General features: G+C 36.1%; 21 protein-coding genes. 18 read left to right on the forward strand and 3 right to left on the reverse strand.

Going from position 1 to position 21,682, the window contains the following annotated elements; all coding sequences use genetic code 11:
- Positions 1 to 95 precede the first annotated feature (95 nt).
- Entirely contained in the window at positions 96 to 443 is a 348-nt protein-coding gene (locus T546_RS0110065; protein ID WP_026891499.1) for a cupin domain-containing protein, read from the forward strand.
- Positions 444 to 584: 141 nt separating this feature from the next.
- Here T546_RS0110065 and T546_RS24595 read toward each other — a convergent pair whose 3' ends face one another.
- Complete coding sequence (locus tag T546_RS24595) at positions 585 to 1,310, reverse strand: hypothetical protein (RefSeq protein WP_051629725.1); 726 nt, start codon at positions 1,308 to 1,310, stop codon at positions 585 to 587.
- Positions 1,311 to 1,941: 631 nt separating this feature from the next.
- Here T546_RS24595 and T546_RS0110075 point away from each other — a divergent pair.
- The 11 genes from T546_RS0110075 to T546_RS0110125 all read left to right on the forward strand — a co-directional run bounded on the left by T546_RS0110075 (position 1,942) and on the right by T546_RS0110125 (position 13,811).
- Positions 1,942 to 2,982 (forward strand): methyltransferase, encoded by a 1,041-nt coding sequence (locus T546_RS0110075; RefSeq protein ID WP_034598859.1) that lies wholly within the window; start codon positions 1,942 to 1,944, stop codon positions 2,980 to 2,982.
- A 318-nt stretch (positions 2,983 to 3,300) separates the two neighbouring features.
- Positions 3,301 to 3,996: a VanR-ABDEGLN family response regulator transcription factor gene (gene vanR / locus T546_RS0110080; protein WP_026891501.1), complete on the forward strand. Its 696-nt coding sequence runs from the start codon at positions 3,301 to 3,303 to the stop codon at positions 3,994 to 3,996.
- A gap of 34 nt (positions 3,997 to 4,030) precedes the next feature.
- Positions 4,031 to 4,546 (forward strand): VanZ family protein, encoded by a 516-nt coding sequence (locus tag T546_RS0110085; RefSeq protein WP_026891502.1) that lies wholly within the window; start codon positions 4,031 to 4,033, stop codon positions 4,544 to 4,546.
- A 24-nt stretch (positions 4,547 to 4,570) separates the two neighbouring features.
- Complete coding sequence (locus T546_RS0110090; protein ID WP_026891503.1) at positions 4,571 to 5,647, forward strand: sensor histidine kinase; 1,077 nt, start codon at positions 4,571 to 4,573, stop codon at positions 5,645 to 5,647.
- A 118-nt stretch (positions 5,648 to 5,765) separates the two neighbouring features.
- On the forward strand, positions 5,766 to 6,653 hold the full coding sequence (locus T546_RS0110095; RefSeq protein WP_026891504.1) for an ABC transporter ATP-binding protein: 888 nt from the start codon (positions 5,766 to 5,768) through the stop codon (positions 6,651 to 6,653).
- A 3-nt stretch (positions 6,654 to 6,656) separates the two neighbouring features.
- The gene (locus T546_RS0110100) at positions 6,657 to 7,901 is read left to right on the forward strand and encodes an ABC transporter permease subunit (RefSeq protein ID WP_026891505.1); all 1,245 of its coding nucleotides are present in this window, start codon (positions 6,657 to 6,659) and stop codon (positions 7,899 to 7,901) included.
- A gap of 208 nt (positions 7,902 to 8,109) precedes the next feature.
- A complete protein-coding gene (locus T546_RS0110105) occupies positions 8,110 to 8,802 on the forward strand; it encodes a response regulator transcription factor (protein ID WP_026891506.1) in 693 nt (230 codons plus the stop codon).
- A gap of 208 nt (positions 8,803 to 9,010) precedes the next feature.
- A complete protein-coding gene (locus T546_RS0110110) occupies positions 9,011 to 9,862 on the forward strand; it encodes a sensor histidine kinase (RefSeq protein ID WP_242842219.1) in 852 nt (283 codons plus the stop codon).
- A 261-nt stretch (positions 9,863 to 10,123) separates the two neighbouring features.
- A complete protein-coding gene (locus tag T546_RS0110115) occupies positions 10,124 to 11,677 on the forward strand; it encodes a radical SAM protein (protein WP_207641314.1) in 1,554 nt (517 codons plus the stop codon).
- A 62-nt stretch (positions 11,678 to 11,739) separates the two neighbouring features.
- Positions 11,740 to 11,937 (forward strand): Apre_1838 family putative sactipeptide bacteriocin, encoded by a 198-nt coding sequence (locus T546_RS26340; RefSeq protein ID WP_084326305.1) that lies wholly within the window; start codon positions 11,740 to 11,742, stop codon positions 11,935 to 11,937.
- A 92-nt stretch (positions 11,938 to 12,029) separates the two neighbouring features.
- Positions 12,030 to 13,811, forward strand: coding sequence for an ABC transporter ATP-binding protein (locus T546_RS0110125; RefSeq protein WP_026891509.1), 1,782 nt, complete (start codon positions 12,030 to 12,032; stop codon positions 13,809 to 13,811).
- Between the two features lie 157 nt (positions 13,812 to 13,968).
- Here T546_RS0110125 and T546_RS0110130 read toward each other — a convergent pair whose 3' ends face one another.
- The gene (locus T546_RS0110130; RefSeq protein WP_026891510.1) at positions 13,969 to 14,850 is read right to left on the reverse strand and encodes a LysR family transcriptional regulator; all 882 of its coding nucleotides are present in this window, start codon (positions 14,848 to 14,850) and stop codon (positions 13,969 to 13,971) included.
- A gap of 185 nt (positions 14,851 to 15,035) precedes the next feature.
- Here T546_RS0110130 and T546_RS0110135 point away from each other — a divergent pair, with 185 nt between their 5' ends.
- Together T546_RS0110135 and T546_RS0110140 are read left to right on the forward strand one after the other, a co-directional pair.
- A complete protein-coding gene (locus T546_RS0110135) occupies positions 15,036 to 15,617 on the forward strand; it encodes a LysE family transporter (protein ID WP_026891511.1) in 582 nt (193 codons plus the stop codon).
- Between the two features lie 74 nt (positions 15,618 to 15,691).
- Positions 15,692 to 16,723, forward strand: a complete 1,032-nt coding sequence (locus tag T546_RS0110140; RefSeq protein ID WP_026891512.1) for an epoxyqueuosine reductase — start codon at positions 15,692 to 15,694, stop codon at positions 16,721 to 16,723.
- 190 nt (positions 16,724 to 16,913) lie between these two features.
- Here the strand turns inward: T546_RS0110140 and T546_RS0110145 are convergent, their stop codons facing one another.
- Positions 16,914 to 17,747, reverse strand: a complete 834-nt coding sequence (locus T546_RS0110145) for a Cof-type HAD-IIB family hydrolase (protein ID WP_026891513.1) — start codon at positions 17,745 to 17,747, stop codon at positions 16,914 to 16,916.
- 227 nt (positions 17,748 to 17,974) lie between these two features.
- Here T546_RS0110145 and T546_RS23270 point away from each other — a divergent pair, with 227 nt between their 5' ends.
- The 4 genes from T546_RS23270 (at position 17,975) to T546_RS24610 (ending at position 21,311) form a co-directional block, all read left to right on the forward strand.
- Positions 17,975 to 18,934: an N-acetyltransferase gene (locus tag T546_RS23270; RefSeq protein WP_051629726.1), complete on the forward strand. Its 960-nt coding sequence runs from the start codon at positions 17,975 to 17,977 to the stop codon at positions 18,932 to 18,934.
- Positions 18,935 to 19,037: 103 nt separating this feature from the next.
- Complete coding sequence (locus tag T546_RS24600; protein ID WP_051629728.1) at positions 19,038 to 19,880, forward strand: hypothetical protein; 843 nt, start codon at positions 19,038 to 19,040, stop codon at positions 19,878 to 19,880.
- 373 nt (positions 19,881 to 20,253) lie between these two features.
- Entirely contained in the window at positions 20,254 to 20,778 is a 525-nt protein-coding gene (locus T546_RS24605; protein WP_051629729.1) for an acyltransferase family protein, read from the forward strand.
- Positions 20,724 to 21,311, forward strand: a complete 588-nt coding sequence (locus T546_RS24610; protein ID WP_330371912.1) for an acyltransferase family protein — start codon at positions 20,724 to 20,726, stop codon at positions 21,309 to 21,311. The genes T546_RS24605 and T546_RS24610 overlap by 55 nt, the downstream gene beginning before the upstream one ends.
- Positions 21,312 to 21,682: the final 371 nt, after the last annotated feature.

Below are 21,682 nucleotides of genomic sequence, written 5' to 3' on the forward strand. Positions count from 1 at the left end.
AAAGTGAAAAGTGATAACACTAGGATTTGTATCAATATCAATGACAAAAGTCAGTCTAATAATGTTTTTAATGGAAGGCAAAGGAGGACTTATTTATGAATAAGTATATTTTTAAAGATTATTTTCATGAGCCAGAAGGAAAAATTGCAAAACGAATGCTTTTCAAAAGCAATGATGTTATAGCTTTTGTTTTAAACATTGCAAAAGGAGAAATATTACCAGGACACACCCATATGGAATCAACTCTTTTCCTACAGGTCATGGAGGGCAATGCCAAGGTTGTTACGGACGGCAAAGAGACCTCTTTACAGGTGGGGGAATTAATGCAGGTTGATGGGCAGGAAAGCTTGCAGGTCATAAATATGGGTGACGACGTGCTGCGCCTTTATGTCACTATTTCTCCAATGGGCTCAGAAGCTTTTGCGACAGATGCTAATGTTTAGTGATACCCCCTGCAATAATTAGAATGACCTATACGTAAAAAAAGCCGACTCTTTATCGGCTTCATGTATAACTTTACTTTATGAAAGGCCAGATGAAAAGAGTATCCTTTTCATCTGGCCTTAGTTATTTGTTGTATTAAATTATCTTACCTTATTATAGATTACCAAACTACCGCTGTTGTTGTCATCAGGAAGTAAAACAGGCTTTCCATCTCTTTTCCCTAATTCAAAGGTAGCAGTATAGGTACTTTTACTATCATTATTAGTGTGGTCTATTAAATCGACAGTTATTGTAAATATATTATTTGTGATAGCTACGCCATTACTAAAGTCACCATTTAAAGTATAAAAATTGGAAAGAGGATTATAGATTCCATATATCTTACCGTTTTCAATTTTTGTAATTGTAAGTTCTTCAAACCATTCAAATTTTCCTGTTTCATCATATGAACCATCACTAAATGTACCAATGAATTCACTGTATTCGGATGTAGTGCTATTATTATTCATAATTAATCCGGTTTGATCAACCTTTTTTCCGTCAGGAGTTGTGGTATTTACATACATTGCTCCATCTGAACCTACATAGTATTTTCCATCGACCCATGTGTCATGAGCCATTTCCCCATTTGCATTACAATAATACCATTTTCCACTTATAGAAACCCAACCAGTACTCATATAACCGTCTTGATTAAAATGAAACCATTTGTTATCTACTTTTTGCCAATTATTGATAGTATAACTTCCGTTACCGTTATCATACCACCAACCGTGTCCTGTTTGTTTCCATTCCCCTGCGAGTGAAATGATTGTGCTGCTTAGAGCAAAGGTAGTTGTCATTAATACAACCAAAAACTTTTTCATGCATTTTCTCCTTTAGTAAATATTTAGTAATATTATAACACATTTTTAAAAGATTTGGTAGATATAAAAAGAATACAATTATCAATAAAGAACAGCTCGGGAAGTTGAATACTAAATTATTTAAATTGTGTATTTCAGCCGATTAAAATCACATGATTAATCATTGAGAAGAGTGATGAAATATGACAATTATTAAATGCAGTTAAGAACAGAAATATGACTGATATAAGCGAAAATAGTATGTTTATAAAAAAAATATTTACATTAATAGCATAAAGTGTTAATATTGTAATATAAATATGTTATATTTTTGTCAATTAACTATTTTTAAGCTGTTAGTATATAGACTGAAAATGTTAAATTTTAGCTATGCTCACTATAATTAAAAACGGTTTATATAAGAATAAAATGTCTTCTTTTTTAGTAAGATTAGCAAGATTATATGCAGCACCTGGAATTAAGATACCGCTGAAGTGCAGAAGGTCTAACGCTTATATTTGGCTTATAATACGATAAATAAGCAATGAGCGCATCTGGCATTTCCATGCAAATGAAAAGGAAAAAGAACCTGAAGCCATAAAATTTTGGCTTTGAAATTATATAAAGTAATAATATTAATGGGGGTAATAAAATGAGTAAATTTGTGAGTGAGGAAAAAGAAAAGGCAACACTGTACCTAATGGAAATTGCCTCGGGTTTCTGGGCATCTAAAACCTTGGCAACCGCTGTGGAACTGGAAATTTTCAACCTGATTTCAGAAGAAGGAATAGATATTAATGGACTATCAAAAAAGCTGAGAATAGCGTATCGTCCTGCCGAGATGCTGCTCATAGGATGCGCTTCCCTGGGATTACTGGTTAAGAAAGATTCCCTTTATTATAATTCAGCTTTATCGGAAGAGTATTTAGTAAAAGGTAAGCCGTATTATTTTGGTGGGGTCGTTACAATGATGGATCTACGAGAATATATGCCCTGGAGCAGACTGACAGAGGCGGTGAAAAAGAATGAGAGACAAGCAGGAAAAGGAGGATCTGTAGGGCTGTTTGAAGATATAGAGGGGTATTCTCAGGAACAGAGAGTTTTTACGGAAGCTATGCATAGCTGGAGTGTTCAAAGTGGGAAAGAACTGGCCGAAAAAGTTGACTTTTCCAAATATAAGCAATTGATGGACGTGGGAGGAGGTTCGGGAGCATATTGCATAGAGGTGGCGAAAAGGTATCCAACGATGAATGCAGCTGTGTTTGATCTGCCTTCTACCCTTAGTATTACGGCCGAGAAAATTATGGAAGCAGACTTATCTGCGCGGATCAAGACCTACCCTGGAAGTTTCTTCACGGATGAGTTGCCTAAAGGGTCGGATGTTATCTTGCTTTCTATGATTCTACATGATTGGTCACCCGCTGAGAACCTGGATATTCTAAAGAAATGCTATGACGCTCTGCCTTCCGGTGGAGAGGTCATTATAAGTGAATTAATGGTTAATGATGATAAGACAGGTCCTGTATTTGCTGCACTTATGTCCTTAAATATGCTGATTGAAACAAAGGAAGGGCAAAATTATACATGGCTCGAATATACGGAGTGGTTAACAGAAGTTGGATTTGCAGACATAAGAAGAGTGGAGCTTTCTTCCCCGGCAAGTAATGGGGTTCTCATTGGACGTAAGCCATAAATTACATAAGGAATGAGCAGTATAAGTTCCGGCTTATTAAGGCAGCCCGGTCACATGACATTGTGACCGGGCTGCCTGGATTTTTAAACGACTATAAAGCTTGTTTCAGGTAAACACTTAACAGGTTCTTTCCAGAATGGATTAAAAGTGCAACGCATTGGAACGTGAAATATGTGGACGATAGAATGAAAATAAGATATTAAGGTTAGAATCTTATGAAAATCTTAGTAATTCCTCATGCAAGAATTTATAAATAGAAAGGCATCCTTTGATACAATAATAAAGTACCTTAATATGCCTGAAAGGAGGACACCAGTTATGAATGATATCATTCTTGTAGTAGATGACGAACAGGATATTGCAGATTTAATAGAAGTCTATTTACAGAACGAAAACTATACCGTATTTAAGTATTATTCATCGAAGGAAGCACTTGCCTGCATAGAAGGTACGGAGCTTGATCTTGCTATTTTGGATATTATGATGCCGGATATAAACGGATTTGAGCTTTGCCGCAAAATTCGCGAACATCATACTTTTCCGGTTATTATGCTGACTGCGAAAGATGAGGAAACAGATAAAATAACAGGACTAACTTTAGGGGCCGATGATTATGTAACGAAACCATTTCGCCCTCTCGAATTAATTGCCAGAGTGAAAGCGCAGCTACGCCGTTACAAAAAATACAATCCCGGGAAAGAAGAATTGGATGCAAGTCCAATTTTATGTTATTCAGGTCTGGAAATTAACACGAAAACACATGAATGCCTCATTAATGAAAAACCTATTTCGCTTACACCAACGGAATTCTCCATACTCTGTATCCTACTCCAGAACAAGGGAACGGTTGTAAGCGCGGAAAAGCTGTTCCATGAGATATGGCAAGATGAGTATTACAGTAAAAGCAATAATACCATTACCGTTCATATCCGGCATTTACGGGAAAAGATAGGGGATACTGCAGAGGAACCCAAATACATCAAGACAATATGGGGAGTAGGGTATAAAATTTAGATTCTACATGTTATGAGGAAAGGAATACTTTGCTATGGAGAAAAAGGGAATAGGATTAAGAACCATTGCTTCAGTATTATTTATACTATACTTGGTACTATTGGTTTGGATCATACTGTTTAAGCTGCAATTTTCATTGAGTGATATGGATCATAGAAGAAGTATTAATTTGATACCATTTTATTATTCTACTGCTGTGGGCGAACGATTTCATATAAAAGAAGTCAGGGATAATGTATTGATTTTTATCCCATTCGGAATTTTCTTGTCTATGCTGGCCTTTGAGATGAAGCTTCGAAGTAAGATTCTTATCCTTTTGGGTACAAGCTTTGCTTTGGAAGTAATGCAGTATGTTCTTGCAATTGGCGGGACGGATATTACGGATATCATAACCAATGCTTCCGGTGGAGTTGTCGGTATTATCTTGTACTCACTTTTGCTTAAGATGTTAAAAGATAAGAAGAGAGCAGATATCATAATTTTAGTGATTGCAGTAATCGTTACGGTTCTTTTCTTTGTCTTAATGGCTTTCCTGATGCTTGCCAATTAACAATATATAAATAGAGGTATAGCAATGAAAAATAATATAGAAAAGAAAATGCGGGGCAAGCTTTTCGTTACCTTAATCCTTTATACGTTGACTGGCTATATACTGACGGTATTATTAGATTATGGATTCGGAAAATTTTCCAATTCTTTTTTTCAGTGGTTGCAGCTAAGGATTGAAGTTGTCTATTTTCTGTATCTGATCGTTGGATTTTGCTGTCTATTCTATCATTACTGGAAAAAACCATGGTTATATTTTGAGGAGGTTGTCAATGCCACTAAAACCGTTTATCAACTAGATGACAGCACAATTGAATTGTCTGAACCCCTTAAAGATGTGGAAAAGCAGATGAATCAAATTAAAATGGCTGTTCTTCTCAGCCAGCAGGCTGTGAAAGAGGCAGAAAATAAAAAGAATGAATTGGTGATGTACCTGGCCCATGATATTCGTACGCCGCTTACCTCTATAATCGGTTATTTGAGCTTGCTTTATGAAGCACCTGACATGCCGGTAGAACAAAAAGCGAAATATGTTGGGATTACATTGAAGAAAGCCACCAGGCTTGAAAAGCTAATTAACGAATTCTTTGAAATAGCACGGTATAATACACAGCAGATCAAGCTGGAGAAAGCAAATGTGGATTTATATTATATGCTTGTTCAATTGATTGACGAGTTTTATCCTGTCTTATCGGCTAAAGGAAATTTCGCCATTCTCCACGCAGAAGAAACGCTGACGGTTTACGGTGACTCTGAAAAATTGGCCCGTGTGTTTAATAATATCCTCAAAAATGCCGCTGCATACAGCAGCCCGGATTCAGAAATTCTCATTACGGCAGAACAGCAGCAGGATAAGGTTATTATCACTTTTACTAACCATGGGAATACAATTCCCCATGATCAGCTGTCTGCAATCTTTGAAAAATTTAACCGTTTGGATGATGCCCGTAAATCAGATACTGGCGGTGCGGGACTTGGTTTATCCATTGCAGAGGAAATTGTTCGTTTACATGGTGGGAAAATTACCGCGGATAGTGAAGATAATATGGTTACCTTTACCGTATCATTACCTGCTCATTTTAGTGAAAAATCAATGGGTTGTTAGGATTTTCTTAGGAAATTATCCTCTTCATCTTAAAGTATCAGACGTCCTTGTTCTGTAAAATAAAACAGAACAAGGACGTTTGGCGTTTTAATCGAAATAAAAATTGAGGAGAAAAGACATGGAACTGACAATTACAAACCTTAGTAAACAGTTTAAGGATAAAACGGCAGTTGATGATGTTAGCTTAAGTCTTACACCAGGAGTTTGGGGACTGCTTGGAGCCAACGGAGCCGGGAAGACTACACTAATGCGGATGATTGCAGATATTTTGAAGCCAACCAGCGGGAAAATTCTTTTTGATGGCAAGGATATTCATGCAATGGGAGAAGAATACAGAAATTTATTTGGCTTTTTACCCCAGGATTTTGGATTTTTTCAAGATTTTACAGTAAAGGATTATTTGGAGTATGTAGCTGCGTTAAAGGGCGTACCTGTAAGGGAAACAAGAAATAAGATTGACAATCTGCTGCATACACTGACCTTGACTGATGTAAGAGACAAGAAAATCATAAAGTTATCCGGTGGAATGAAACGGCGGGTGGGAATTGCACAGGCGATGCTGAATGATCCTAAAATACTGATTATGGATGAACCGACAGCAGGACTTGATCCCGGTGAGCGGGTTCGTTTTCGAAATCTTGTTTCGGAATTTTCCCACGGAAGAATCGTTTTAATTTCAACCCATATCGTATCCGATATTGAGTATATCTCTACGAAAAATGCAATTATGAAGGCAGGTAAAATTGTTGATGTAGGTACAACGGATGAATTGGTAAAGCAGGTGAAAGGAAAGGTCTGGACTTGTGTTGTACCTGCCGAAAAGATAACCTTGTATGAAATGCAGCTACGGATTATTAACCAGCGAAGTGAAGGTAACAACCAGGTGTCAATCCGTTATCTATCAGATGAGGGCAAGACCAGTAACTCCGTACTGGCGTCTCCGCGTTTGGAAGATTTATATTTATGGTTATTTCCGCAAGAGGAAATCAGTGAGAGGGGGATATAATCTATGCGCATTTATTGCCTGGAAATAAAACGTGTGCTTAAGTCACGCCGTGTAATTATTTTATTAGCCATTGCACTACTAATGTCTATGGTAATGGCCTGGCTTCCTGTAATCTTTGAGGATATCAATCAATATGACGATAGCGGCAACAAAGTAGCCGAATTAAATGGTCTGTCTGCAATTACCTATAAAAAATCGTTGCGTCAAACCAATAACGGAGAAGTCACCCCGGAAAAAATTAAGGAGGCTTTAATAATCTATCAAAATACAGTTTCACAGTATGGAGAGAACAGCCTATACAGCGGTGAGTTTCCAAAGGACCTTTATATGAAAAAGGTTTTTCCCGTGGAATCGCTTTTAGGAAGACTGCCGGAAGCGTTCTCAAATCCAAAGACTGGTCAGGCAGCAAGTCTAATGGACATAGACCCGGACAAAACAGACAATTATTATGAACAAGTAGAACAGCACTTAAAGGATATCATGAAGATGGAGCATAAGGATAATCCAATTGCACAGGAGCAGGCCCTGAAAAAATTTGCCCAGGTAACAAAACCATTTCAGTTTTATGCTGGGTATTCAAGAGATGCTTTTGATTATATTATGCTTTATATTTTCCTTCTTGTTATTCTATGTACAGCAGCGGTCACACCTACGTTCTCCAATGAATATCAAACCGGATCCGACAGCATTTTACGCTGTACCAAGCACGGGCGCAGCAGATTGGGAGTGGTGAAGGTATTTGCTGCAGTGACAGTTTTTTCAATCGCATTTATCCTATGTATTTTACTGCACTTATTAATCTCTAACATGGCATTCGGACCAGAAAGTATGAAAACATCTATGCAGATGTTGTTTTCTGTCATTAGCCTTCCTGCACTTAATTTAGGCCAGCTTCAAGCTGTTTTGGCAATTGGAGGTCTTGTTTCCTTGTTGGCAACCATTAGTTTTACATTATTTCTATCAGCAAGATTCAAGGATTCTATTTCCGTTATTTTGAGTGCAATTGTAATATGTCTGCTCCCGATGTTTATGTATTCAGCTGGATCCGGTTGGCTTGGTTTTATATTGCCGTCAGGAGGAGTCGGTATGCAAAATAGCTTGCTTTATCAGCTGACTAACTTTAATTATCTGCATATTGGTTCCATAAGCATTTGGTCCCCTTATGTTATAATGGCGGCGGCATTAATCGAAATACCATTATTTCTTTTTCTTGCTGTACGCACATATTGCAACCATCAGGTTGATTGATGAATTAATTTATTTTAAACTTTCATGCCCTTATAATAAGTCACAGAGTAGGTAACTGTGATTTATTATAAGGGTATTTTTTTGCAGATAGATATAAAATTTAGAAAAATATAACTTTCTTGTATGAAAAAGTTTAAGTTACTTTATTAAAGTTACATGCTATAATGTTAGATAAAATGTTGTGGTTTGTAATAGGGGGGAATTAATTATGTCTAATAAGATTTTAGTTGTCGAAGATGAAAAAAGCATAGTTGAATTCATTGAATTATACTTGGAGAATGAGGATTTTGAGGTTTACAAATGCTTTACGGCTGAAGCTGCTTTAAAAATTATTGATACAGTGGAATTTGATCTTGTGCTTTTGGATATTATGCTGCCAGGAAAGGATGGCTTCTTTTTATGCAAAAAAATCAGAGAAGTATATCGATATCCAATTATAATGCTGACTGCCAAAAATGATGAAGTCAGTAAAATTAATGGGTTAACATTAGGTGCAGACGACTATATTACAAAACCTTTTCTGCCATTGGAAATGATTGCAAGAGTGAAAGCACAGCTTAGAAGATATAAAAAATATAATCAGACAGATGCAGAAGATTATTCTGGCGTTTTATCATACCTAGGACTAGAGCTCAACATAAAAACAAGAGAGTGCAGTTTAAAGGGAAAACAGCTTAGCCTGACGCCAAGTGAATATGATATATTACGATTGCTGTTGGAACATAAAGGGGAAGTAGTTAGCTCCGATGAGCTTTTTAGACTGATTTGGCATGATGATTATTATACAAAAAATAACACCATTTCTGTTCACGTGCGTCATCTGCGTGAAAAGTTAGGGGACAAGGCGGGGAACCCCAAATACATTAAAACGGTATGGGGGGTCGGCTATAAAATTGTGTAGGGAAAATCAAAAGCGTATTAAATGCAGTAAAAAGCTGGTGTGCCATCTTTTTGTTAGTCTATTTCTTTATTTTGTAGTTGGTTGGATTTTAAGAGTTATTTTCGATTATTATGCAAGCAAAGTCCAAACATCGATAGTTCAATGGTTAGCTCTTCGAGTTGAATTAATTCAGTTCCTGTATATATTTATAGGTTTTATCAGTATATTTATGTATTATTGGTATAAGCCTTGGAGATATCTAAATGAAATAATTAATGCTGCAGAGATTTTATTTAAAAAAGATGATTGTGTAATTAAATTATCTCAACCATTAAAGGAAATAGAAATACAAATGAATCAGATTAAGATGTCGGTTTTAATGGCAGATCAGTCAATGAAGGTTGCCGAGAGCAAAAAAAGTGAATTAGTTGCATATATTGCTCATGATATCCGAACACCATTAACCTCTATTATTGGGTATTTAAGTCTGATCAGAGATATGCCGGATTTATCAGTAAGTAAAAGACAAGAATACGTAGAAATATTACTTGATAAGGCTATGCATCTAGAGCAAATGGTAAATGAGTTTTTCGAGATCACTCAATATAATACTCAAAAAATTGAAATTAATAAACAAGAAGTAGATTTATATTATTTGTTTATACAACTGACAGATGAGTTCTATCCAATGCTCGTGGAAAATGGTAATACTCTAAAATTAGAGATAAACGAAAATTTGTATTGCAGTATAGATCCCGAGAAAATGTCTAGAGCATTTAGCAATTTATTGAAAAATGCAATAAGTTATAGTTATTCATGGACTGAGATATTTATATCGGCAGAAATCAAAAACGATACGCTTGTTATCGTATTTAAAAATGAGGGTGAAACTTTATCAGAAGTGGAACTATCCCGTATTTTCGAAAAGTTTAACAGGCTGGACAAATCAAGAACATCTGTCTCTAACGGAGCTGGTCTGGGTTTGTCAATAGCAAAAGAAATTATACAGTTGCATTGTGGTGATATTGTTGCACAGAGTGAAGATGAAACAATTACATTTATAATTACAATACCAATTTAGTGAATGATTATATATTATAAATAAATTAGCAAATCGTCTGTGTTTGTATAAAAAGATTGTAATTATTATACAATAAATACTTCATTGATCCATGAGTTTTGTAACATAATCCATTAATTTCTTAATCAATTCTCATGACTTTTAATATAGAATCTTAAAATAGAAATCTTTTTTGTTTGATATCATAATACCAGACAAGAAAGATTTTTTCTTTGAGTAACTTTCATCTAAGAAGAGATTAACAATGGAAGGAGAATTGATATGGTCGCTGTTAACAATAGTATGAAAGATCTTTATGATGAACTTTGTTCCAGTGGTAGACCGGGAAGACTGGGAAAAGTTTTTAAGACGGAGAGAAATTATTATTTTCTGGATACCGGAACAGGTAAGGTTGCATGCTTGAAAGAAAATGTATATAAAGTTTTAAAATGTTTCATGCAAAGCGATAGCTACGAAGATTTAAAAGAGCTTGACCTGAATGAGGACGAAATAGAAAGCGCGATTCATGAAATTAAAGAAGCAGTGAAGGCAGAGCATATATTATCCGCACCAGTTCTAAAGACATTAACCGGTTCAGCAGTAACTCACTTAAAGGAAACATTAGAAAGTGGAGTGGAAAATGTCACACTAGAGGTGACTGAAAAATGTAATTTGCGATGTAAGTACTGTATTTATAATCCTTCACATAAAGAGTATCGGGAATTTGGGCATCGAAATATGTCTTGGGATACTGCTAAAAAAGCAATAGACTTATTAATTAATCATTCGAAAGATGCAGAGCAGGTCCATATTGGTTTTTATGGTGGAGAACCTTTATTAAATTTCGGATTGATTAAACAAGCCGTTGAATATGCAAGAAGAAATTTTAAAGAGATTACGTTTGCAATGACTACCAATGCAGCTTTGGTAACTGATGAAATTGCGGAGTATCTATTACAAAATGACTTTGATATTATTGTCAGCTTAGATGGTCCTGAAGATCTTCATGATGCGAATCGAATCACTGTAGAGGGAACGGGAAGCTTTCGTAAAACAGTTGCAGGTGCTAAGATTTTATTAAATACACAAAACAGGTTGGGAAAGCAATCAAAGATATCATTTAATATGGTGGTCTCTGGCCCGGATTATGATGAAAACTATAATAAAATACAACAGTTTTTAGAGCATGAAGATTGGATTCCTAAAGGTATTATGGTCTTAACAGCGTCTGTGGATCATGGTCCTAAAGATAGTGAGTATTTTATTCCACAAAGCATTCAGGAGCGTGAATTTACAGATGGATCATACGATCCCTTAAATGAATGGGACTTGAATTACCGGAGAGAAATGAAAGATAGCAACGAAAAAAAGGGGCTTTTCTCAGATGGTGTTATGGATAAAGGAATGCTCATTATACATAAACGTCTATTATCAGAGTATCCAGTTAAGGCTTATGGAATGAACGGTTGTTGTGTTCCAGGACAAAGAAGAATATATGTAACGGTAGACGGTAAATTTCTTCTCTGTGAAAAGGTGGGAAATATTCCGGACATTGGAAATGTTGATACTGGGTTTGATTTAGAGGGTATTCAGAAATTGTATGTTGATGATTTTATAGATAATGCGAAAGAATACTGCAAAGACTGTTGGGCGGTTAATCTTTGCACCATGTGTTATGTGAATTGCTATGATCAAAAAGGCCCGCATTTCTCATATAGGCACAATTCCTGTAGAAACGAAAGGTTGTATTTGGAAAACAATCTTGTTCGTTATCATATAGCGCTGGAGGAAAATCCTGAAGAACTCATGGAGTATAACGAGAAGGGGTTTCGTTAGTTAGTCAAATACGTTTGTTTTACATAAATGTATTTAGAAAAAGATGGAAAGGAGATTTAACTATGAAATTCATCAATCCAATTGGGAGAAACCCAGGAAGTGGTATTCAGCCTCAGGCATGTACATGCTCTAGCGGTTACGCTGGATACAGAGGCAATGATGATGGCTGCGTTCACTGTGGTTGTGGCTGTAGTGGCAGTGGCGAATATCGTACAGGAAATAGAGTAAAATCTGTTACTACCGTGCGTTCCTCATCATAATTAACTTGCCGTTAAAGAAAGTAGCATCTGAGAATATCTCTCAGATGCTACCTCTTTCTAACTAAATCAATATACATTATCTGAGGATTATAATGAATAAATTTAAAAGCAATATAAAATTATTTATATACACGATCCGGTTGCTATGTAAGATAAATAAAAAAATTTTTGCTTTTTCAGTCCTGCTTTCTATCATAAATGGAGTGTTTCCTATTGCTACACTTTTATTAAGTCAAAGAATTATTAATGAGATACAATTACTGAAAAGACCATTCAGTATTTTGTTGCAATTAATAATCATATATTTTGCAATATCTGGTATTGGAACTATATTGCAAAATATAAATGGATATGTATTAAGTAAGCTTAATAACATATTACAATATGGCATCAATAAAATTATTATTGAGAAGTGTTCAAAATTATCCTTAGAAACGCTTGAAAGAACAGAAACGTATGACACGATAGCACGTCTGGAGCAAGATATCGCGACGAAGCCTTATCAAACGTTACAAGCTATCATGAGTATATTTTCTAATGGGGTATCTGCTGTATTAGCTTCTGTCATAATAATCAGCTGGAATGTGTGGGTGGAAATTATCTTGCTGATTATCTCCATATCAATGTTTATGGGTGAGATTTTTATAGGTAATAAAGAATTTATTATGAAATATAAAAGAAGTGATAAGGAAAGAGAATCCTGGTACTACTCCTATCTTCTAACTCATGACACCGCCTTTAAAGAGATAAAATCTTATGGGTTAAAAAATCACTTTATAAATAAGTATATAGAGCTGAGTAATATCTTTATCTCCCAATCAAATCAAATTGAGAAATTTAAAACGATCCTAAATATATCAATTGCACTGATTCAAGACGTGTTCAGTCTGGTAACGATGATTATGGCAATTCATGCCGCTTACATTGGCTCTATCATGATTGGTACAGCTATGTCATTTTTAAATGCAATTAACATGGTCCAGGGATCTACAAATGCTGTAGCCTCAGGAATTTATACTATATATAATTCAAATCTGTATATCAGATTACTGGAAGAGTTCTTGGATGATTCTGACGGAGAGGAAGAGTTAGACAGCGATACGAAATTAAACGTAGAAAGAATTTCTTCACTGGAGCTATCTGGAGTCGGATATGATTATCCGGAATTTAGAGACGTCTTAAGGAATGTTACGTTAAGACTCGATATTGGAGAGCAAATCGCCATTGTTGGTAAAAATGGATCAGGCAAGAGTACACTTTTTAAAATCATATGTGGGCTTTATAAAACCTCAAGAGGGAAATTTTTTGTCAATGGCCAGGATATAAATGAATGTAATGTTGAATCGTATAGAAAAAGAACCTCAGTATTATTTCAAGATTTCTTAAAATTTGAGGGGTCATTAGAAGAGAATATCGTGATTGGAGATATCAATCATCAGGCTAATAGGGAAGAAATACATATAGCATTGGATAAAGCAAATGTTAATTTCTTAAAAAGCAATGGTTACTATGATCTGGCTAAAACATTAGGAAATTGGTTTGATAATGGAAGTCAGCTTTCGGGAGGGCAATGGCAAAAGATAGCTTTAGCTAGAGCTTATTACAGGAAAGCAGATGTCATTTTACTAGATGAACCGAGCTCAGCTCTGGATGCAATGGCTGAAATGAAAATATTTAAAAGCTTTTTTGAAATTAGCAAAGATAAAATTGGTATATATATCACACATAGAGTAAAAATAGCAAAAAACGCCACTAAGATAGTTGTAATAGAAGGTGGTGAAATCGTTGGAATTGGTAATCATGAAAGATTAATGCAAGAATGCGCCGTTTATAGAGATATGTATTGTGAAGAGCTAAAAGATATTAATGAATAAATTTGTGAAAGAATTATTTTATATTAATATTCGCCTCACAAATTTTTAAGATGACCATAACACTGATAATTATCAATTGATTTTTGAAGTATCATTTGTTGACCGAATCGACCAGAGTAACAGCGAGAACAGGAATGCAGATAAATAATCTGCATTCCTATTTTGCCGTACAAAGATCTATAAAAGCCTGCATCAGTGGACTGATCCATTTGTTTTTATGATAACCGCAGACAGCAGTAACCTGTACATTAGATAAATCTGTGGGTATCTCCACCAGTTCCCCGCGGTCAAGTTCCTCCTGTACGGAAAATTTGGGCAGAAACGAGATGCCGACAGAGCTCTTAACCAGATTTTTAATCGTAGGGATACTCCATAATTCAATTGTGTGATCTAAAAGAATGGATTTTTCACGTATATACCGTTCAAAAAGTTGCCTGAAAATGCTATTAGGCTCATTAATTATAAATGAAATTGGAATTTGCTGATCGGGTGTTATAAAATCCGGAAAGCGCTTCTTTGTTTCAGGGGAAGCCACTAATATGATCGGAAAGGTTCCCATTGGGATAGTAATTAAATTGGATCCATATCCACTCACATTTTCATAAAATACCCCAATATCCAGAGTTCCATTGATAAGCTCATCACGAATATCGTAGCAATTCATGGATCGAAGAAATAAACGGGCATTGGGAGCCTGCTGATGAAATTCCTTGAGAATTGGCGGCATTTTATAGCATAACTGGGTTTCTGCAATACCTATCTGCAAATCTCCCTGGCATTCTGCAAGATCATTTTCAAAGTAACGCATTTTATTGACGGATGTGAGAACATCATTTACATATGGTACGAGCTGTTTTCCGGCTTTTGTCAACATCATGCGCCTGCCAATTTTTTCAAACAATTTTGTTGATAATTCCTGCTCCATCTGTCCCATCTGAAATGTAATAGTAGATTGGGTATAATTTAGTTTTGCTGCGGCTTTAATGAAACTGCCTTCTTCAACAATTGTTTTAAAGGTATAAAGATATTTAAAGTCCAAAGTAGTCACCTCACTAATAGTTCAAAAATATTGAACTATAAATATGAATATATCGATTTGAATGAATGATAATTTAATGATATCATAACACTATGAAGAGACAAATGCAATCAGGCATTTATGAATTAATGGGATTCCCATGCTGTATGCATACAGTTAAATTACATCTCTGGAGGGTACATACTATGAATTTATCAGCCTTTTTTTCTTACACATTTTTAACTGCGTATACGCCTGGGCCAAATAACATTATGTCTATGACAAATGCTGGACGGGATGGTTTCAGGCGTTCTATTTCGTTTTTTACTGGTATCTTTACTGGATTTGTTATTGTGATGTCAGCGTGTGCTGCTTTTTCTACGTTGTTGTATGAGTATATCCCTTCCATTAAGCCAGCTATGATTTTTATAGGAGCGGCTTATATTCTTTATTTGGCATGGACCGTATGGAGAGATAAGCCGAATAAAAAAAACAATGGAATCACGCAGGCAAATACTTTTTTATCTGGAATACTCCTCCAATTTGTTAATGTTAAAATCATATTGTACGGAATCACTGCAATGTCTTCGTATGTTCTGCCACACTATCATGATGTGGTTACCATTGAGATGTTTGCTTTACTGCTTGCCTTGATTGGCACCTCAGGTTGCCTTTGCTGGGCTGTATTCGGCGCAGTGTTTGAAAAAATATTTAACAAATACCGTAAGGGTATTAATATCATTATGGCCTTATTACTGGTGTATTGTGCCTTGTCATTATTTTTATAGAAGCTGAAAATTTTGAAGGTTGCAAATGAAGTTTGATATGGGTGAAATAAAATTTGGGAGGATAGGAATCTAAGATGGATAAAACAGCACTGTTAATACATGAAAAGGCTCTTGAGCTTGGTTATGAAAAATGCGGTATCATCCCAGTTGAAATGATGTCCGGATACGAAGAAAAGTTTCATGAACGGACACAAAAGATACCAGGGTCCCAACCCTTTTATCAAGGGCAGGAGCGCCTTTTAAAATTTAAAGAGGAGTATCCGTGGGCAAAGTCAGTCGTGATCCTTGCGAAGTCATATTCAAAATACGAGGTACCAGAATCATTAAACGGACACATTGCAAAACATTATTTAATGGATACCCGTGTAAATGAAGGTACAACGGAATTTCAAAACAGCATTCTGCTGGAGCAATATATGCAGGATTTGGGTATGCGTACAGCTATCAACCGAAAATTTGGAATCATTGGGATGCGCTGGGCCGCTATGCAGGCAGGGATAGGCGTCATTCGCCGTAATAATTTTTTCTATACAGAATCAGGCTCATGGATTGGTTTAGAAGCATTTCTGGTGGACGGTGAAATGGAGCTGATCGAAGAGACGAGGCTGAAACCTTGCCCTCCAAACTGTGACCGCTGCATTAAGGCCTGTCCGACCAAATCGCTATGCGAAGCCTATGCCATGAATCCATTAAAATGTGTTTCTTTTCTAACAACATTTGGGGGCAGAGATCTTTCTAATGAGCCTCTGGCTGCTGAGTTTGGGGATTGGATTTACGGCTGTGATATTTGCCAGGATGTTTGTCCCATGAATCATGGGAAATGGGGAGGCACCGAAAAGTTCCCTGAGTTAGAAGAACTATCAGACGTAGTAACGGTAGAAAACATATTAAACATGGATGAGGAGATCTATAAGGAGAAAATTCAACCTAAATTCTTTTACCTTGCTCCTGATGAGTTATGGAAATGGCAAGTAAACACACTAAATTACATGAATAATCATTTTGATCAAACATATAGTTCAGCTATTTCAGAGGCACGCAATAGTAAATATCCAAAGGTGAGGGAAATGGCAACTGCTATATGTCTGAAAAGAGAAATTTCGTAAAAAAGATTTATTACAATCCGTCTCAAATTAGCACCTCAAATGTCTGCTGTAGTTTCAGTCCACATTTGAGGTGCTTTTTGTTGCAGCGGGTCCTTTATATAGAGCATGCTTTTCTGCGGAATAGATTCAAAGAACTACGTAATGGTAATTTGTATTTTCTCCTGACAGTCCGGAGTGATTCTTTGGTGTCTTAAATCAATTTCAACTTGATAAATGCTTTATACAGTCCATCCTGATCTACATCATCCGTAATATAATCAGCCATTTCTTTAATTTCATTTCCTCCGTTGCCCATTGCAACGCCATAAGCACAGCATTGTAGCATTGGTATATCAATTTTTGCATCACCAAAAGCTATGGTATTTGAAAGATCAGCCTGTAAATAAGTTAGTAAATGTTTAATTGCATTGGCTTTATTGATCCCTTTTGTGCATAGATCTCCGAAAAGTGCTTCTTCCCCTTTCCCGCCCCATATGCCAGATTCCAAGTCAGGAAAATGTTTTTTCGTATCCAGAAAGTCTTGATAGGAGTTCAGAACATAGCTGATTTTATTAACATCACTGCGATAAAGTTCTCCGCCGAAAATCATATCAGGAAAGACATCGCGAACGGTCAAACAATTTGCGCCTTCCTTGCCTTTTCTTTTGGAATATTCCTGAATCGTCACCTCTGCTCTGGTTTCAAATGCTTCACTTGCAAAAAGTCCATTATTACTCTCTAAATAAAATTCAAGTCCCCGAAGATGTAACCAGTCCACAATATTCTTGCATTGTTCCTTGGTAATCATCTGATGCATTATGACATGACCATGATCTTCCACATAGCTTCCATTTCCGCCGATCATTCCATCCAGGCCAATATCCCAGATGTTCTGATATACTTCTGCCTTGCTGCGGCCCGTGCTTATATAAACTTTATGACCATTTTCTCTGGCTCTTCGGATTGCTTCTACAGCTGATTGAGGTAGATTGTTTTCGTAATCAACCAATGTTCCGTCTACATCTATGAATATTATTTTTCCCATTATTAATCTCCTTTATCTTAATTAGTATAGCATCTCCTGAAAATACTCCACATGGGTTTAAAATAACCGATTTCATGAGAAATGGCAAGTGGTATCCTATATAATTTTGATCGTACTTGATTTAATATCACAAATTATTTTATAAGAAAGGCAGTGATATATGATACAATGTGTGAAGGGAATAAGTAACATTTTGTATTGGAATTTGTTTAAAGGGGGATATGATAATGAAATACAGGTTTGCCTTTTATAAGAAAGAATATTTTGATGATATCGAGGAGTTAATTTTAAATTCATATCAATGGGAGAATCCCACTTTTGGTTTAAGCCGACTGGAATTTACCAATGGATTGCATCCATCTTTTTTGCGTTATTCAAATGTGTGGGAGCGAACCGTTGGTGTGTATTTTCTTGATAAGACCATCGTTGCCTGTGCAATGAATGAGGGCAATGATGATGGAACCGTCTTTTTTCTATTCAGAGAGAAAACGTTTGCCCAGGATAAAGAACTTCTAAAAGACATGATTCATTTTGCGAAAACAACCATGTCATGTGTGGAAGATAAGAATAAAATTAAGCGTTTTGTTCGTGTCTTGATTCCGGAGTGGAATTCTACTCTGTCAGATCTTATTTTAGAAGAAGGCTTTAAAAAAGAAGAGTGGGGAGAACGGATCCGCATTCGTACATTTGATACGGATCCGTATCCTGTTAAGCTGACAGAGGGGTATCGATTCGCGGATGGAAACGAAACTCCTGCATTTTATTTAGCAAATGTACATATGGCTTCATTTAACTATAGCATTCGTGAGGTGCCGGATTGTGCAAAGGCATTTTTTGAAATGCGCAACGAAAAGCATTACGATCCATACCTGGATCTTTGCATTTTAGATCCGCAAAACAGACCTGTAGCCATGGCAATCATATGGTATGACAAGAGGATGCCATATTGTGAATTAGAGCCATTGGGAGTTGCTTTTTGGGAACGGAGAAAAGGATTGGCGACTGCGATATTAAATGAGGCTTCCAATCGTGTTATGTTAAAATATCCGGAATGCAAAGGCATGACTGGTGGAGATCAACCATTTTATGAGGCAACAGGTTATTATGTGACGGACCACGTACCTGCATATCGCTATGATATGGAAATATATCCTTCCTGGGATGAGAGATCAAGGAAGAAGATATGAATTGACATAAATGTCCCCACCATCACATAAAATGATAAGGTAAGTTATTGAAAGATTGTCCAAATTAAATATCTTACAGTATTAAAATGTGGAGGTTGGTTCAATGATAAGGAAAACCAAAAGCTTTAAAGTATTAACTACAGTTGCTATGGTCAGTTGTATGCTCTGGGTAAGTGGTTTCACTGCGAAAGCCCAAACTGTAAATGAAACAGAACCGAATGATAGTATGGAAACGGCACAACTTATCCAGGCAAATTACGAAAGTGCGGCACAGGTTATTAGCGGCAATAGACCAAATCAATATGTAGTAAAAGGGAATACAAGTAAAACAGATGAGGATTGGTATAAGGTCTATTTAAATGCTGGCGTACAATATATTACCTGTAATGATAATCCATTTGATTATGAAATATATAATTCTGATGGTAATTTAGTAACTTCAGGTACATATACCAAGAGTCGATTATTCCCAGTAGGGTATCCTTTTAACGTATCTTCAAACGGAAATTATTATGTTAAAGTCAAGGGTATGACATCTGCATCTTCAAGCTATATATTATTGGTTGGCGGACCTACTTATTCAGTCGCAACCTGTACTGTTTCATTAGGAAGTATTAATATGAGTGGCAAAGATGTTACTGTTCCTGTTGATTTACGATCAAAGGACACAATACCGGAAGGTTCCGTCGTATACACCATATCAATGAGTGGGGTAAAAAGTACTTCTGTAAATGGTATTACAGTAAAAAATGTATCTAAAAACAATACGATTTCTTTGAACAATTATTCATGGGATAAAACTGGTCTTGTTTCATTGAATATGCCGCTTAAAAGCAGTTGGCAAATAAATTTCAAATACAATAAAAATAATACTTTTACACCAAAAATCAATTTGTTTTTTGCATATCCGATAACATCAACGTATGTAAGTGATATAGAATTTTAGACGGGGGAATAGTAGGAACCTAGAAAAAATTGTTTGATATAGGGTGTGATATAGAAGTATCAAATGTTTGTTTAGACCTTCAAACTGAGGTATAATAATATAACTCAGTTTGAAGGTTTTCTTTATGGGCAAAATAACTGGTAAGTAACAATAAAGCACAAGTTTGATAATATGGCATAGACGTAATTCAATCATGACAGAAATAATATCTGCCCTTTTGAAAAGTGGCCTCATGGCCCAGGCAGTTTCCTTTCCCTATGACCAGTATTATACCTCTTTTATAAATGGTGCAGAGTATGTATGAGTTCATTTTAAAGTACATACTATTATGGTAGCAAGATTTATCACCTGTTTTGTATGGGGGGGGAAATATATGAGAAAGTATTATATTGATAATATTCGTAATCTATGCATTCTGTTGTTGTTTCCGTATCATACAGCCATGATATTTAATAACTACGGTGATAGTTGGTATGTACATAGTAGAGGCACTGAGGCTGCAGGCTTATTCCTCATATCTCTCTATCCCTGGTGGATGGCAATCCTGTTTGCGTTGGCCGGTATGTCCACGGTTTATGCGTTGAATAAAAGAACAGCGAAAGAATTTTTGGTTGAGAGAGTACATAAGCTTCTCATTCCTTGTATATCCGGAATCATTTTACTGGTGCCGGTGCAGACCTATATCGCGCGCCGTAGTTTTTACGGCTATGGTGGAACCTATCTCCAACACCTTCGAGTATTCTTTCAAATGACTGACTTGAGAGGCTATGATGGACATTTTACACCGGGACATCTTTGGTTTATTATGGATCTCTTTGTTTTTTCCTCTGTTTTTTATTTCCTATGGTCTGGTACAGGAACAAAGAAAAGAAACTTAAGGGAGAGAAATTCACTTTGATCCCGCTGATCTCTATGTTTATACTGATTGTTGTGGCAACTCCTATCTTAAATATTGGGAATAAGAGTCTGGGAGAATATGCTTCTTATTTCTTATTAGGTTACTTTATTCTTAGCATGGAAGAAGTCCAGGAGAGGCTTAAGAGGCATCGTGCAATATTGGCTGTACTCTGGGGAGCGCTTATTGTCTGGCGCTGTGTTATGTATAAAATGGGATTAAGCAATTCTCTTCTATGGAACGTGGAGCAGAGACTTCTGGCATGGGTAGGAATACTGGCAGTATTGGGGCTTGGAAGAAAATATCTGGAGTTTCATAATAAATTTACTGTATACTTTACACCGGTTGCTTTTCCCTTATATATATTCCACCAGTCTATCATAGTAATGATAGGGTATTTTACGATTCGTCACGTAAAGGCTGCAATAATTCAGTATATGATTATATGCCTGGCCTCCTTTGGATTTACCTTACTGGTATATGAGTTATTCAAACGAATCAAAATAGCCAGATTCTTATTCGGAATTAAAAAATAAAGGGTATGCTGCCAGCTAAACCAAGAGATATGATAATGAAATAAACGAAAGGTCAAATAACAGAAGGCAAAAATGTACAGAATATAAGAAGAGAGGTATGATAAGATGAAAATCCAATTTGATCCGAACAATAACATTGTTAGATTATGTATGATAGGAATGGGCATGGAAGACAGCGGCAAACTCAAAGAAGCAGGTGAATCCTTTCAAAAAGCATGGAGTGAAGCAACCAATGACTTTGAACGATTTATTTCAGCGTATTATATAGCCAGGCGCCAATTAGATCGTTTCGAGAAATTAAAATGGTTTGAAACATCTTTGCAGTTCGCCTTAAAATGGAATGATGAAAGCGTTAAGAGTGTTTTCCCAGC

This window comes from [Clostridium] aerotolerans DSM 5434 (assembly GCF_000687555.1).
GTDB classification, from domain to species: domain Bacteria; phylum Bacillota; class Clostridia; order Lachnospirales; family Lachnospiraceae; genus Lacrimispora; species Lacrimispora aerotolerans.

Excerpts from the sequence above, each read along its gene's own strand:
- T546_RS24595 (WP_051629725.1), bottom strand. The coding sequence starts at position 1,310 with ATGAAAAAGTTTTTGGTTGTATTAATGACAACTACCTTTGCTCTAAGC.
- T546_RS26340 (WP_084326305.1), top strand. The coding sequence starts at position 11,740 with ATGAAATTCATCAATCCAATTGGGAGAAACCCAGGAAGTGGTATTCAG.
- T546_RS0110085 (WP_026891502.1), top strand. The coding sequence starts at position 4,031 with ATGGAGAAAAAGGGAATAGGATTAAGAACCATTGCTTCAGTATTATTT.
- T546_RS0110135 (WP_026891511.1), top strand. The coding sequence starts at position 15,036 with ATGAATTTATCAGCCTTTTTTTCTTACACATTTTTAACTGCGTATACG.
- T546_RS0110065 (WP_026891499.1), top strand. The coding sequence starts at position 96 with ATGAATAAGTATATTTTTAAAGATTATTTTCATGAGCCAGAAGGAAAA.
- T546_RS0110140 (WP_026891512.1), top strand. The coding sequence starts at position 15,692 with ATGGATAAAACAGCACTGTTAATACATGAAAAGGCTCTTGAGCTTGGT.
- T546_RS23270 (WP_051629726.1), top strand. The coding sequence starts at position 17,975 with ATGAAATACAGGTTTGCCTTTTATAAGAAAGAATATTTTGATGATATC.
- T546_RS0110125 (WP_026891509.1), top strand. The coding sequence starts at position 12,030 with ATGAATAAATTTAAAAGCAATATAAAATTATTTATATACACGATCCGG.
- T546_RS0110105 (WP_026891506.1), top strand. The coding sequence starts at position 8,110 with ATGTCTAATAAGATTTTAGTTGTCGAAGATGAAAAAAGCATAGTTGAA.
- T546_RS0110145 (WP_026891513.1), bottom strand. The coding sequence starts at position 17,747 with ATGGGAAAAATAATATTCATAGATGTAGACGGAACATTGGTTGATTAC.
- vanR (WP_026891501.1), top strand. The coding sequence starts at position 3,301 with ATGAATGATATCATTCTTGTAGTAGATGACGAACAGGATATTGCAGAT.
- T546_RS0110090 (WP_026891503.1), top strand. The coding sequence starts at position 4,571 with ATGAAAAATAATATAGAAAAGAAAATGCGGGGCAAGCTTTTCGTTACC.
- T546_RS0110110 (WP_242842219.1), top strand. The coding sequence starts at position 9,011 with ATGTATTATTGGTATAAGCCTTGGAGATATCTAAATGAAATAATTAAT.
- T546_RS24605 (WP_051629729.1), top strand. The coding sequence starts at position 20,254 with ATGAGAAAGTATTATATTGATAATATTCGTAATCTATGCATTCTGTTG.
- T546_RS0110075 (WP_034598859.1), top strand. The coding sequence starts at position 1,942 with ATGAGTAAATTTGTGAGTGAGGAAAAAGAAAAGGCAACACTGTACCTA.
- T546_RS0110100 (WP_026891505.1), top strand. The coding sequence starts at position 6,657 with ATGCGCATTTATTGCCTGGAAATAAAACGTGTGCTTAAGTCACGCCGT.
- T546_RS0110095 (WP_026891504.1), top strand. The coding sequence starts at position 5,766 with ATGGAACTGACAATTACAAACCTTAGTAAACAGTTTAAGGATAAAACG.
- T546_RS24600 (WP_051629728.1), top strand. The coding sequence starts at position 19,038 with ATGATAAGGAAAACCAAAAGCTTTAAAGTATTAACTACAGTTGCTATG.
- T546_RS0110115 (WP_207641314.1), top strand. The coding sequence starts at position 10,124 with ATGGTCGCTGTTAACAATAGTATGAAAGATCTTTATGATGAACTTTGT.
- T546_RS24610 (WP_330371912.1), top strand. The coding sequence starts at position 20,724 with ATGGTCTGGTACAGGAACAAAGAAAAGAAACTTAAGGGAGAGAAATTC.